Source organism: Kineococcus aridisoli, from assembly GCF_050871885.1.
In the GTDB taxonomy this organism is placed as follows: Bacteria; Actinomycetota; Actinomycetes; order Actinomycetales; family Kineococcaceae; genus Kineococcus.
In genome coordinates this window covers 1-13526 of the sequence record NZ_JBJLSF010000114.1, presented here as the reverse complement: position 1 = coordinate 13526, position 13526 = coordinate 1, and the positions used below count along the sequence as shown (strand labels likewise).

Here is a 13526-nt window from a genome sequence, read left to right as displayed (position 1 = left end):
GTCACCGCTGAGAGACGGTGCCCGCGCGCACCGCGCGGGCCCCGTTTCTCGTTCCCGGGTCCTGTCCGTGGCAGGCCCCCGGCCCGTTCTGCTGATGCACGGCGCCACCGCGCACCGAACGCTCGATCAGGAGTCACACCGATGAACCGTCCATCCACTCGACGTGCCCGCGCCCTGCGGGCAGGCATCGCCGCCCTCGTCGGGCTCGGCGCCGTCGCGGTGACGGCACCCGCCGCCCAGGCGGCGCCGTCCCTGACCATCAACCAGATCGGTGGGCAGTCGCGCTACGCGACCGCCGCCCAGGCGTCCGCCTCCGCCTTCCCCGCAGGCGTGACCCGCACCGCGGTCCTTGCGAGCGGCAGCTCGACCGTCGACGCCCTCGCGTCCTCCTTCGTCGCGGGTGCGAACTCCGCGCCCATCCTCCTGGTCGAGCGCGACTCGATCCCCGCGGAGACCCGGGCGGAACTCACCCGCCTCGGCGTCCAGCGGGTGATCCTCGCCGGTGGCACGTCCGTCATCAGCGCCGGCGTCGCGAGCCAGCTCGCCGCCACGTTCACCGTCGACCGCGCGGACGGCGTGGACCGCTACGACACCGCGGCCAAGCTCGCCGCCCTCGTGTCGGCGACGCCCACCACCGTCTTCGTCGCCTCCGGCCCGGCCGACGCCGCCTCCATCTCCCCGGTCGCCGCCGCCAAGGGGTGGCCGGTCCTGCTGACCGCGCCGAACTCCGTGCCCGCGGCCACCCGGCAGGCCCTGGCCCGCTACACCGGTGCCCGCGTCGTCGTGGTCGGCGGCACCTCCGCCGTGAGCGCGCAGACCGCCACCGAGCTGGGGTCGACCACCCGGCTGACCGGCGACGACCGCTTCCAGACCGCCGTGAACGTGGCTCAGTTCGCCATCCAGTCCGGGTTCGCCGCCAACGGCTTCGGCCTGGCGCTCGGCGTCAACGGCGCCGGCGGCAACGACCTGTCTGACGCCCTCACGGCAGGCCCTGTGCTGGCCCGCACCCAGTCGCCCCTCCTGCTGTCCGCGAGCCCGTCCGCCCTGGGATCCGCCACCCAGGGCTTCCTGACGGCCAACGCCGGCCGGTTCACCACGAACGCCGTCGTGTTCGGCGGGCCCTCGGCCGTGAGCACGGGTGTCGTCTCCGCCGTCGCCACGGCGACCGGCACCACCGCCCCGGCCCCGGCCCCGGCCCCGGCACCCACGCCCACGCCTGCCCCGGCCGACACGGTCGCCCCGGTGCTGCGGGCGTCGACGCCTGCGAGCAACGGGACGAACATCGCGGCCGGCCTCTCGCCGACGGCGACCTTCGACGAGTACCTCAGCGTCTCCGGGTCGAGCGCGACCATCGTGCGCGTGGACGCCCCGGGAACGCCCATCCCCGCTTCCGTGAGCGTCGTCGGGTCCGTCATCACCCTCGACCCGACGAGTGACCTCGCGCCGGGCGTGCAGTACCGCGTGACCTTCTCCGCGCAGGACATCGCCCGCAACGCGGCGACGCCCAGCCAGTTCACGTTCACCACCGCCGCGCAGGCGCCGACGGGGGTCACCGGCCTCACAGCCACCCCGACCGCCGCCACCGCGAACGGCGCCTCCGACGGCCAGCTCGCCGTGTCGTGGACCGCTGCGGCGGCCAACGGTGCAGCCGTCGACGACTACACGGTCACCCTGACCAACGGCCCGGGTGGATTCAGCCTCCCGGCGCCGCAGACGGTCACGGGTACGACGGCAACCTTCACGAACCTGCCGGTGGGCGCCTACACGGCGAGCGTCGTGGCCAACAGCACCGCCGGGAACTCGGCTGCCGTCACGGCCAGCGGTTCGATCATCTCTCCCGCCGGTGCGCCGACTTCGCTGACCCTCGGCACAACCACCGAGACGACGCAGGCGCTCTCCTGGACCGCCCCGGCCAGCACCGGTGGTAGCGCGATCACCGGATACACCGTCAACGTGTACGCGGGATCCTCCGCGTCCGGTACGCCGGCTCAGACGGTGCCGGTGACCGGCGCAACGACGGCTACGGTCACCGGGCTCACCTCCGGCGACACGTACACCTACACGGTGGTGGCCACCAACGGCGCCGGCCCCAGTGCTGCCTCGAACGCCGTCACCCGGGTGACGGTGTCGACGTTCTCGGCAACGGTGACGGTGGCGTCCGACCCGAACGGGGTTGCAGGCACTGCGGAGGTCGGAGAGACAGTCACCATCGTCTTCTCCGAGGCCATCGACCCCGCGACATTGGGGTCGGCGGCAAGCGGCATCCTCGGTGGTGGAAACACGACTCTGACCAACGCCGTTGGAAGTACGGCCTTCGGTGTGGGTGAGGTTGGAACACTGACTGGCGGTGGCGTCAACGTCACCGGTTCTTTGAACCCGGGAAACACCATCTACACTCTGACGGTTACCGCCGCCTCGGCCCCGGCTTCCCTATCCGGCGACTTCACCTTGCGACCGGAATTGCGGGCAGCGGACGGTTCCATCCCTGGTCCGGCGAGTGCCAACACTGTCTCGGGCTCGTTCTGATCTACACCTGAGCGAGAGTCAGGCTTCACCGATAGGCCGACTTTGATCATCCTATAAGTCGTCACTCGTCTGTGCGACGACCTTTCGGTGGGTTGATCAGAGGGAGGCTCGGCAAGTGGCGCCGAGCCTCCCTCTCCTCGTGCTGCAAGGGCTCCAACTGATTGAAATCCTGACGCGAGTTCCTTGCTCTTGATGCCCGGCTACTCGAGGACCGTCCAGGCGGGCGCTTCGAGTGCTCAAGGACTGGTGAGCCACGCCGATGGAACAAGCGTGACTGCTGCTCCCGTCGCCCGCTCCCGCCGCCCCCGCGCCGCCGCCGCGTGGCTGCTGGTCGCCGCGCTGCCGGCGACGGCCGTCGTCACGGCGTCTTCGGCCGCTGCCGCGCCGGGCACCTACCGCGCGAGCGCCTTCGCCGGGGGAGGCGCCACTCCCGTCGCGCACGGCGTGGACGCGAGCGCTGCGCAGCTGGCCGGCCCGCGGGCCGTCGCGGTGGACAAGAGCGGCAACGTCTACGTCGCCGACACCGGCAACTCGGTCGTCGAGAAGATCGACACCGCGGGCAAGGTCACGATCGTCGCGGGCAGCATCGCCGTCGACGGCACCCCCCTGCCGGGCATCCCGGCGGACAAGAAGCTGAGGACGCCCACCGGTGTCGCCGTCGACGCCGCGGGCAACGTCTACATCGCCGACCCGGGCAACGACGTCGTCGTCAAGGTCGCCGTGCCCGCCACCGCCCCCGCCGATGGCGGCCTGGAGGGCGGCGCGCTCACGGTAGTGGCGGGCAAGGTCGGCGTGGAGGCCCCGCCGCTCAACGGTCCCGCCACCGCCTCCGCGCTGGACGATCCCACGGGGGTCGCCGTCGACGCCGCGGGCAACGTCTACATCGCCGACACCGGCAACAACAAGGTCGAGGTCGTCAAGGGCGCCGAGCTGTCGATCGTCGCGGGCGCCGGGCACGTCGGTGCCCCTGCTCCCGGTCCAGCGCTCTCCTCCCCGCTGTCCGGGCCCACCGGTGTCGCCGTCGACGGCTCCGGCAACGTCTACATCGCCGACACCGGCAACCACGTCGTGGAGAAGGTCGACGCCACGGGGAAGCTGTCCGTCCTCGGGACGATCGGCAGCGCGGCCGGCACCCCGACCGGCATCGCCGTCGACCGCTTCGGCACCGTCTTCGTCGCCGACCCCGCCGGCGGGACCGTCCAGCAGTTCACGGGCTCGACCCCGGCCGCCCTGCCGCTCACCGACGGCGCCACCCCGGCCGCCCCGGTGACGCTCACCGATCCGCGCGGGATCGCGGTCGACGTGCTCGGGAAGGTCTACGTCGCCGAGACGAGCGCTCACCGCGTGCGCGCGCTCACGAACACCGCCGCGCCGGCCGCGCCCCGCGTCACCTCCCAGGCCCCGACGCTGGGGGCCGTGAAGTCGGCGTTCTCGCACACCTTCACTGCGACGGGGACCCCGGCGCCCACCTGGTCGGTGCTGGGCACCCTGCCCGCCGGCCTGAGCCTCAATCCCGTCACCGGTGTTCTCTCCGGCTTCCCGACGACCCCGGGCCCTGCCACCTTCACCGTCCGCGCGGAGAACTCCACGGGCCACGACGACCAGGTCGTCACCCTCGTGGTCGCCGCCGTCGCCGCCGCCCCGACCGCGGTGACCGCCGCCGCGGGCGACGGCCGCGCGGTCCTCACGTGGACCGCGCCGAAGGAGACCGGCATCGGCCCGGTCACCGGGTACTCCATCGTCCCGATCAAGGACGGTGTCGCGCAGGCGCCGGTGACCGCTCCGGCGACCGCCTCGAAGCTCACCGTCAAGGGCCTCACCAACGGCGCCCCGTACACGTTCACGGTGGCCGCGACTACCGTCGCCGGCCCCGGCACCCCCTCGGCGGCCACCACGGCCGTCACCCCGTACGCGACCGTGAAGAAGCCCGTGTTCGACGCCAAGGGCTACCGGTTCGCCGGTGCGGACCGCATCAGCACCGCGATCACCGCCTCGAAGGCGATGTACCCGACGACGGGGTCCGCGGGTGCGGTCGTGGTCTCCGCGGCCTCCCGGTACGCCGACGCCCTCGCCGGGGCCCGGCTGGCCTCGGCGGTCTCCGCGCCGCTGCTGCTCACCGACACCGACGTGCTCACCAAGAGCGTCGCGGAGGAGGTCAAGCGTGTCCTGGCCCCCGGCGGCACGGTCTACGTGCTGGGCGGCACCGGGGTCGTCTCCACCCCGGCGTACACCTCGCTCACCGAGCTGTCGGCCACGTTCGAGGTCAAGCGCATCGCCGGCGACGACCGGTTCTCCACGGCCGCCGCGATCGCCGACGAGGTGACCGCCGTCGTGCCGACGACGACCACCGCGCCCGTGTACCTGGCCAGCGGCACGAACTTCCCCGACGGCCTGGCCGTCTCCGCGCTGGCCGCCCGCACCGGCGGCGTGGTGCTGCTCACCGACGGCGCCGCGCTGGCGCCCGCGACCGCGCAGTACCTGGCGAAGAACGACCCTAAGGGCGAGCGTGTCGTGGCCGTCGGCGGTCCCGCCGCCGCGGCGGCCTCCTCGCTGGCCGACGCCACCGGCATCGCCGCGCGCAAGGTCGTCGGCGCCGACCGGTTCGCCACCGCGCGCCTGGTCGCGGAGCGCTTCGCCACCACCGCCGGCACGCCCACCCGTTCCGTCGGCGTGGCGACGGGGGAGAACTGGCCGGACGCGCTCGTGGCCTCGGCCGCGATGGGCACCATCGGCGGGCCGCTGCTGCTCACCGGCGGCGCCGACCTCAACCCCGAGGCGAAGGGCGCGCTGGACAAGCTCAACACCGCCAAGCCGCTCTCGACCGGTTTCGTCTTCGGCGGGAACGCGATGGTGACCGACAAGGCGGCGGCGACGTTCGGCGGGTACCTGCACGTCGACTGACGGCGGGTGTCCGGTCCTCCCGAGCGGTGGGCTCGATCAGCTGAGGGACCGCACCGGCAGCAGGCCGGCGGCGACCCGGATGAGGCCTTGGTCGTCCGTGACCAGGGTTGCTCCGTGCGCCAGGGCCGTCGCCGCGATCATCAGGTCGGCGATCCGCTTGCGCGGCCTCTGCCCGAGAGCGGCGGAGTTGGCGGCGAGGTGGTGGAAGTGCGGGGTCACCGTGGCGTCCAGGGGAAGCGGGACGTAGCGACTGGTCAGGAAGGCGAACGTGTGCTGGCGGGCCGGGTCGTTCGGGGCGGTCGCCAGCCCGCCGCGCACCTCGAACTCCGTCACGATCGAGATCGCGAGGGCGTCCCCGGGCTGGATGGCGGAGAAGGTGGTGTCGGCAGGGGCCAGTGCGAGGGTGATGAGGGCGTTGGTGTCCAGGAGCAGGTTCGTCACGGGGCGCGGCGCTCCTGCACCTCTGCGGCCTGCATCCGCTCGTAGCGGTCGAAGGGGTCCTCGACGTCGGGGTCGAAGTGCTCGTCCAGGTCAGCGCGCAGCCTCGCGGCGGTGTCGGCGGGGAGGTCCAGGTGGGCGAGGGCGCCGACGACCCTCTCGGCGGGCACCCATGTCTGCGGGCCATCGGGAGCCACGTAGGGGCTGATGGTGGCGATGGGGTTCCCGTCGCTGGTGACGGTGAAGGTCTCCCCCTGCTGCACCTCGCGCATGATCTGCGCGTAGTGGTTGCGCACGTCGCGGACGGGGATGGTCTTCATGCGATGAAGCGTAGCGGCGTCTGCTACGCATCGCCATGCTTCTCCGCTCTCACGGAGGGGGCGGCTGAGCCCGTCACCGGCTCTCCGGGACGCAGAGCGCCTGATCCCCTGCGCGGTGCAACGCGCGCTGGCACACTGACGCCCCACTGCGACCCCAGGAGACACCCGTGCGCCGCCCCGCCCTGCTCGCCCTCACCCTCGCCGCCGCCGTCGGTGTCGCCACCGCCACGCCGGCTCAGGCCGCCGACGAGCGCATCGCCGGCCAGGACCGCTACGGCACCGCCGCGGCCGTCTCCGGCGCCTTCGAGGGCAACACCTACGCCCCCGTGTACCTGGCGACGGGGGAGAACTTCCCCGACGCCCTCGCCGCGAGCGCCGCCGCCGCGGGCGACCAGGGCCGGGTGCTGCTCACCGGTCGCTACGCGGTCCCGGAGGCCACGCTCGCCGAGTTGCAGCGCCTCGACACCAGCTCGGTCTACATCGTCGGCGGTACCGCATCGGTGAGCACGGCGGTGGAGGCGGAGCTCAAGAGGCTCGGGTACTCGGTGCTGCGCCTGGACGGCGACGACCGCTACGCCACGGCCGTCACGGTCGCCGAGATCCTCTACGACGACCCCGACACCGTGTTCCTCGCCACCGGCGAGAACTACCCCGACGCCCTGTCCGGCGCCGCCGCGGCGGGCAGCCAGGGCGCGCCGATCCTGCTGGTGGGACGCACGTCCCTGCCCGAGCCGGTGCGCGCCGCTCTGACGGGAGAGGACTTCCTGCCCCTGCGGCCCAGCCGGTTCATCGTCCTCGGCGGGCAGAGCGCGATTTCCGACGCGGTGCTGGACCAGATCCGCGCCGCCGGCTACCAGGGCGCGACGTTCGAGCGGCTCCAGGGCGCCGACCGCTACGGCACGGCCGTCGCGGTGGGCCAGCGGTTCTTCGGCACGAGCAGGACCGCCGTGCTCGCGGTGGGGGAGAACTACCCCGACGCGCTGGCCGCGGGTCCGTTCGCCGCGAACATCGCCGCGCCGCTGCTGCTCACCGGTGCGGGCAGCACGCCCGCGTCCACGCAGGCGGAGCTGGAGCGCCGCGGCACCACCGACCGCTTCTTCGTGGGTGCCGCCCGACCCTCCTGACCCGCGCCGCGGCGTGGACGACCGGCCGGTGCCCCGCGGCACCGGCCGGCCGGTTCCCCGCTCAGGAAGCCAGGAACTCCAGCAGGACGCGGTTGAACTCCTCGGCGTGGCTGACGTTGATGCCGTGCGGACCGCCGGCGATCACGTGCAGGCGGCTGCCGGGGATCGCGGCGTGCGTGCGCGCGCCGGAGCCCTCGAAGGGCACGGTGCCGTCGCCGTCGCCGTGGAGGACGAGCGTGGGGACGCTCACCTCGGTCAGGTCGGCGCGGAAGTCGGTGGTCCCGAACGCCGCCATGGCCTTGAGCGCCGCCTTCTTGTCCGCCTGCTTCGTCAGGGCGAGCGCCTCCTGGCGCTGGGCCTCGCTGACCTTCAGGACGCCGTCGACGGAGAAGAAGTCGGTGACGAAACCGTCGTAGAAGGAGTCCTCGTCGGCCTTGAGGGCCGCTTCCATCTGCGCGGCCTGCTCCTTGGTGAGCGGGCCGTCGGGGTTGTCCTCGCCCTGGGCCATGTACGGGGGCACGGCGGCGGCGAAGACGACGCTGCGCAGCCGCTCGGTGCCGTACTTGGTGAAGTAGCGGGCCACCTCACCGCCGCCCATGGAGAAGCCGACGAGGGTGACGTCGTTCAGGTCCAGGGCCTCGAGCAGGGCGTGCAGGTCCTCGGTGAGGGTGTCGTAGTCGTAGCCGGTGCGGGTCTTGTCGCTGCGCCCGAAGCCGCGGCGGTCGTAGGTGACGACCCGGTAGCCGGCCTCGGCGAGGACGGGCACCTGCTGCGACCAGGAGGCGCCGGACAGCGGCCAGCCGTGGATGAGGACGACGGGGCGGCCGGGGCCGCCGGTGTCGTCGACGTGCAGGTCGGTGTCCTTGAAGAGGCCGTGGTGGGCGGTGATCTCCGTCATGACTCCCCTTCGGAGCGGAGGCGGTGGTGGTCTGGTCCGGATCGGGCACCACCGACCGCCCGGGGGCGCCGGCCGCTGCTCGACCACGGCGGCGAGCCTGCCCGCTGCACCGCCGATCCGCGCGCCGAGCGCTGCCCAGGCGGCGGGCGCTGCGGCGTCCGGGGGACACCGGTGACCCTGAGTCGTTCTACCCTCGCTCACCGGTGCCCAGGAGCAGGTTCGTCAGCCGGTGGAATCCTCCCGCGCCTGCCGGGACCGCGTCCGCCGGTACCGCTCGAAGGGGTCGCTGACGTCGCCGTCGAACGTGGACCTGGATCACCGAGGCGTCCGCGGCGTGATCGCAGCGGCCAGGGTTGCCGCGTCCGGCAGTGCGGCCTGCTCCTCCGGTGGAAGCGTGTCGTAGGTGTAGGCGGCCACCGCCACCGGGGCGGCGGTGCTGGTCAGGGCGTAGCGCACCGCCTGCTCGCGGGGCGCCTCGGTGCACAGGAGGATTCCGACGGTGGGGGCGTGCCGCTCCGGCCGGCGCAGCCGCTCGTCGACGAGGGCCACGTATGCGCCGAGCTGGCCGGTGTAGGCGGGGGAGAAGGCGCCCACCTTCAGCTCGACGACGACGTAGCGCACCTGCTCGACGGAGAAGAGCAGGAGGTCGACGACCATCTCGCTGTCGTCGACGGGGAAGTGCACCTGCCGGCCGACGAAGGCCATCCCGTGCCCGAAGGCCGTGAGGGTGTCTTGGAGGCGGTCCATGAGGGACTGCTCCAGCTCGCGCTCGGCGACCGGCTCGGTGAAGCCGAGGTGGTCGAAGACGTACGGGTCGCGCGTCAGCTGCTGGGCCAGGTCGGAGTCTGGTGGCGGCAGGTGGGCGCTGAAGTTGGAGGGTGCCGCGCCCAGGCGCTCGTGAAGGCGGGTGGCGATCTGGTGCTCCAGCACCTTCAGGGACCAGCTCTGCTCGGCGGACGCGGTGGCGTACCAGGTGCGCAACGCGGGGTCGTCCAGACGGGTCACCAGGGTGGTGATGTGGCTCCAGGTCAATCCTGCAGACGGACTCTGCAGGAAGTCCGCCTCGGTGGGCCAGGCTGCGGTGACTGCGCGCATGTAGTGCAGGTTGCGCACCGAGAAGCCGCGCAGCCGCGGAAAGGCGGCGCGCAGGTCGGTGGCGAGGCGGTCGACGACCTTGGCGCCCCAGCCGGCCCGCTCCTGCCGGTCGAGGATGTCGCGGCCGATCGACCAGTACAGCCGCAGCAGTTCGGTGTTGGCGGCGTGGGCCGCCCGCACCTGGGTGGTGCGCACCCGCTCCTTCAGCGTCTCCAACAGCTCGGCGTAGCCGGCCGGCTCCAGCGCGGTCCCGTCGTCCTCGGTCACGCCGGGATCGTGTCGCACGCCACCGACACCCGCCCGGGACCCCACCGGGGGGCCTGCGAGCCGGTCAGCACGTAGCGTCCAGGGGTGCCGTCCCCTCGCGCCGAGCCGTCCGCCCGCTCCCGGCTCGGCGTCCTGCCGGGTCTGCTGGTCCTGCTGACGCCGCTGTCGCAGCTGGGGTTCATCCCCGTCTCGGTGGTCCTGGGCGACCGGATCGGCCTGAGCGTCGGGCAGGTCGGCGTCACCGTCGGCGTGTACGCGGCGGCCGCGGCGCTGGGGACGGTGCTGCTCGGCCCGCTGTTCGACCTCCTCTCCCCGCGCCGGGTGCTGCCGGCGGCGGTCGCGGCCAACGTCGTGCTGTCGGCGGCGTTGCTGCTGGAACCGGGCTTCGCGGGGATCGTCCTGGCGCGGGTGCTCACCGGCATCACCAACAGCGCGCTCATGCTGTGCGCGGCCGTCATCGTGGCCGACGCGCACCGCGACGACCCCGGCGGGCGCGACCGCGGGTTCTCCCGGTTGCAGACGGCCACCAGCGTGGGCGCGGCCTCGGGGCTGGCGGTGGGCGCGGTGGCGGCCGGGCTGGGGCAGCCGGAGCTGTGGTCGTGGGTCGTCGTCGGCTACGGCGTGCTCGTCCTGGCGCTGGCGCCCCTCATCGCCCGCCGGGTGCCGCCGGCGCCGGTCCACCGCGGGGCGGTGCGGCCGGCGGCGCGGTTGCGGGCGCTGCTGCGCGAGGTCCACGCGGCCCTGCTCGTGCCCCGCACGACGCTGCTGCTGCTCGCCGCGGCCGGGGTGGGCTGGGCGATCCAGGCCGCGCACTACGCGGTGAGCGTGGTCTCCCAGCAGACCCAGCCGGCGCTGTGGCAGCGCGTGCTGGTCGCCGTGATGATCCCCGCCGGCGTGTTCGCCGGCAGCAGCCTCAACCAGCTCCTGCTGGGCCGCTCCGGCGCCGCGGGGCTGTTCGCCCGCGCCTACCCGGCGCTGCCGGTGGTGTGCCTGGCGCTCGCCGCGGTCGTGGCGAGCGGGCCGGTGTGGGCGAGCACCGCGGTCCTCGTGGCCTTCGGAGTGGTGACGGGGATGCTCATGCCGCTCAGCCCCGCCCTCGTCGTCGGCTGGCACCCCGACCTGCGCGCCAGCGTGTCCGCCGCCGAGTCCGTCGCCAAGGCGCTCGGGTCCACCGTGAGCCCCGTCGTGCTGGGAGCGGTGGCCGCGGCCACGTCGCTGGGGTGGGGTTTCGCGGTCGTCGCCCTGCTCGCGGCCGCCGGGGCGGTGTGCGCGCGGCTGAGCGCCCGCGCCGACCGCCCACCCGTGGCGGTGACGGGCGTCGTCGGCTGAGGTCGCGCCCCCGGGCCGCACCGTCGGCGACCCGCATCGTGGAGGTGTGCCGCCCATCGAGTCTGCGCAGTGCCCCTCCCGGGTGCGCCGGTGGCGTTGTCGGGTCCCGCCCCTGAGCGCGAGCCGACCCTCCACTCCCGTCGGGGACGCCCACGCGGTGCAGCCGATCCAGCAGACGTGGGCGCACACGGGTGATTCACCCCGTGGTCGAGCGCTCACGCCTCAAGCCGCCGCAGGAGAGCCCGATGAGCACCTCACACGATGGTTGCCGGGAACAACGGGGGCGAAGCACGCATGGCGACGACACAGCGCTGGAAGAACCGGGGGATCGGGGCCGCAGCCGCCGTCCTCGTCGGTCTGGGTACTCTCGGGTCGGTGGGGTCCGCCACCGCGGCCACCGGGTCGGCGTCCGGGCAGATCGGCGGCTCGGACCGCTACGAGACGGCGGCGCTCATCGCCCGCACCTACTGGAGCGCGCCGTCGACGGTGATCGTGGCCAACGGTGAGTCGGGTGTCGACGCGCTCACCGCCTCCTACCTCGCCGGTGTCGAGGACGCGCCCGTCCTGCTCACCCCCGCGAAGCAGTCCAGCGCGCACACGGTCGAGGCGCTGAAGGCGCTGAACCCGAAGAAGGTCGTCGTCATCGGCGGCGAGAACGCCGTCAGCCCCGCCGTCTACGCCGAGCTCACCGCCGGCCGCACCGCGCAGCGCATCACGGGCGCCGACCGCTACGAGACCGCCGCCAACATCGTGCAGGCCGCCGGGGGCACCCCGGCCAGCGCGTTCCTCGCCGTCGGCAGCACCGCCGGTGGAGGGCTGTCCGCCGACGCGCTCGCCGCGGGCCCCGTCGCCTACCGCGCGCACATCCCGATCCTGCTCACCCGCTCCGGTGACCTGCCCGCCGCGACCGCCGCCGCGCTGGCCGGGACCGCCACCACGGCCGCCGTCGCCACCGCCTCGGGGACGATGGTGCTCAAGGCCGCCGGCGGGCTCGGGAAGGTGGTCGTCGTCGGCGGCGGCAACGCCGTCTCCGAGGCCGTGCGCAACCGCGCCGCCGAGGTGTCCGGAGCGGCCACCACCCGCGTCGCCGGCGCTGACCGCAGCGGCACCGCCGCGCAGCTGGCGAAGTCCGCCGAAGCCGCTGCCGCCGACTTCTCCACCACGACGGTCTCCGTCGTCAACGGGGCCAGCGTGGACGGCCTCACGGCCGGTCCCGCCGCCGGCAAGCGCGGCGCTCCCATGCTGCTCACCAACAGCGCCACCGACCTCGGCTCCGGCACCCGTGGTTTCCTCGCCGAGCACGCCGGCACGCTGAAGGACGTCACCGTCATCGGCGGCGCCAGCGCGGTGCCGCCCGCGCTCGTCGAGGCGATCTCCACCTCCTCCGGGGTTCCCGTGCCCGCTGCGCCACCCACCGTGGTGGCGACGCCCACCCCGGTCCCGACCGCGCCGGCCCCCGTGGCGCCCGTCGTCCCCACCACGCCGACCGTCCCGTCGAACCCGCCGGTGAGCACGACGCCGACCAGCCCCGGCGAGGAGCCGGCCGTCCCGGACCTGTGCGGGCCGCGGACCACCGAGCCGGCGCCCGTCAGCGCGCAGGGTCCCCGGGTCGTCGCCGACCGCTGGTGGCCGTCGCAGGTCAGCCCCGTCGTGGTCGCCGCCAACCAGACGCTCCAGGCCGGTTTCGACGAGAGCCTGTCGTCGAGCTCCACCGCCACGTTGCGGACCGTCGAGGGCGGCCTGGAGGTCGACGCCGACGTCCAGGTCTCAGGTTCCTCGATCGACGTCGTGCCGCGCGCCGACCTCGTCCCCGGCACCCGCTACGCGGTCACCTTCACCGCGGTCTCCGCGGACGACGGGGTGGCGGCGGACCCGGCGACCATGGAGTTCACGGCCGCTCCTTCGATGGTGCAGAAGCTGCAGGCGAGCTTGGCGCAGCAGGGGCCGGCGTCCGGCAGCGCCACGCTGCGGTTCGAGCTGGACGGCGTCCCCGCTGACGACCTCGTCATCGACCGCTTCCGCCGCGGGGCGAGTGCGGAGCCGGTCGAGGGCGGCATGACGATGGAGTCCGACGGCGTGACGTACACCGGTCAGCGCCTCACGATCCCCGACGGTGAGCTGGCCGACGGCGAGTTCATCGACGAAGGCCTCGCCTCCGGTGAGTACGTCTACATCGTCAACCGGGCCACGCCGAACGGGTGCCTCAACGTCGGGGCCGGTACCGGCCAGCTGCAGGTGACCTCGGCCGCGGTCCAGGTCCCGACCCTCGACGGGCTGGACCAGGGCCACGGCATCCACGCGGCTCCCGGCGTCACCACCTACACCCTGACCGGCACGGCCGCCCCGGGGGCGACGGTGGTGCTCGACCCGATCAACTCCTGGCGCCGCACGACGACCACCGCCGACGCCGACGGGCGGTGGAGCTTCGAGATCCCGGTCACGTCCCGGTGGAGCACGCGCGCCGCCGTCCGGGCCTACGACACGCAGGGGAACCCCAGCGCGCAGGAAGTGGGCTACGTCTACGTCCCCAAGGCCGAGGCGCAGCCCGCCCCCGTCGGTGAGCAGACCGGCACGCCGGAGGGCTGACCCCGCTCGCCCGGGTGGCCGCGCCGCGTCCGCGGACGCGGC

At 73.8% G+C, this 13526-nt stretch carries 9 protein-coding genes; 5 read left to right on the top strand and 4 right to left on the bottom strand.

The genetic code is table 11. From position 1 onward, the window contains the following. Positions 1-219 precede the first annotated feature (219 nt). Both ACRYM2_RS21185 and ACRYM2_RS21180 read left to right on the top strand, forming a co-directional pair. Positions 220-2526, top strand: a complete 2307-nt coding sequence (locus tag ACRYM2_RS21185; protein WP_432524481.1) for a cell wall-binding repeat-containing protein — start codon at positions 220-222, stop codon at positions 2524-2526. A gap of 270 nt (positions 2527-2796) precedes the next feature. Next, a complete protein-coding gene (locus ACRYM2_RS21180; RefSeq protein ID WP_432524478.1) occupies positions 2797-5427 on the top strand; it encodes a cell wall-binding repeat-containing protein in 2631 nt (876 codons plus the stop codon). A gap of 36 nt (positions 5428-5463) precedes the next feature. On the opposite strand, the gene ACRYM2_RS21175 is transcribed toward ACRYM2_RS21180, so the two are convergent. Next, on the bottom strand, positions 5464-5868 hold the full coding sequence (locus tag ACRYM2_RS21175) for a type II toxin-antitoxin system VapC family toxin (protein ID WP_432524476.1): 405 nt from the start codon (positions 5866-5868) through the stop codon (positions 5464-5466). Continuing rightward, positions 5865-6185 (bottom strand): type II toxin-antitoxin system Phd/YefM family antitoxin, encoded by a 321-nt coding sequence (locus ACRYM2_RS21170; RefSeq protein WP_432524473.1) that lies wholly within the window; start codon positions 6183-6185, stop codon positions 5865-5867. Before ACRYM2_RS21170 ends, ACRYM2_RS21175 begins: the two co-directional genes overlap by 4 nt. A gap of 167 nt (positions 6186-6352) precedes the next feature. Between ACRYM2_RS21170 and ACRYM2_RS21165 the strand changes: the two genes are divergently transcribed. Beyond that, positions 6353-7309: a cell wall-binding repeat-containing protein gene (locus tag ACRYM2_RS21165; RefSeq protein WP_432524470.1), complete on the top strand. Its 957-nt coding sequence runs from the start codon at positions 6353-6355 to the stop codon at positions 7307-7309. A 61-nt stretch (positions 7310-7370) separates the two neighbouring features. On the opposite strand, the gene ACRYM2_RS21160 is transcribed toward ACRYM2_RS21165, so the two are convergent. Both ACRYM2_RS21160 and ACRYM2_RS21155 read right to left on the bottom strand, forming a co-directional pair. Beyond that, entirely contained in the window at positions 7371-8207 is an 837-nt protein-coding gene (locus ACRYM2_RS21160) for an alpha/beta fold hydrolase (protein WP_432524469.1), read from the bottom strand. Between the two features lie 315 nt (positions 8208-8522). Continuing rightward, a complete protein-coding gene (locus ACRYM2_RS21155; RefSeq protein ID WP_432524466.1) occupies positions 8523-9569 on the bottom strand; it encodes a PDDEXK nuclease domain-containing protein in 1047 nt (348 codons plus the stop codon). An 84-nt stretch (positions 9570-9653) separates the two neighbouring features. Here ACRYM2_RS21155 and ACRYM2_RS21150 point away from each other — a divergent pair, with 84 nt between their 5' ends. Both ACRYM2_RS21150 and ACRYM2_RS21145 read left to right on the top strand, forming a co-directional pair. Next, on the top strand, positions 9654-10898 hold the full coding sequence (locus tag ACRYM2_RS21150; protein WP_432524465.1) for an MFS transporter: 1245 nt from the start codon (positions 9654-9656) through the stop codon (positions 10896-10898). 375 nt (positions 10899-11273) lie between these two features. Next, a complete protein-coding gene (locus ACRYM2_RS21145) occupies positions 11274-13484 on the top strand; it encodes a cell wall-binding repeat-containing protein (RefSeq protein WP_432524464.1) in 2211 nt (736 codons plus the stop codon). Positions 13485-13526: the final 42 nt, after the last annotated feature.

Coding starts and splice junctions, on each gene's coding strand:
- ACRYM2_RS21160 (WP_432524469.1), bottom strand. CDS start 8,207: ATGACGGAGATCACCGCCCACCACGGCCTCTTCAAGGACACCGACCTG.
- ACRYM2_RS21170 (WP_432524473.1), bottom strand. CDS start 6,185: ATGAAGACCATCCCCGTCCGCGACGTGCGCAACCACTACGCGCAGATC.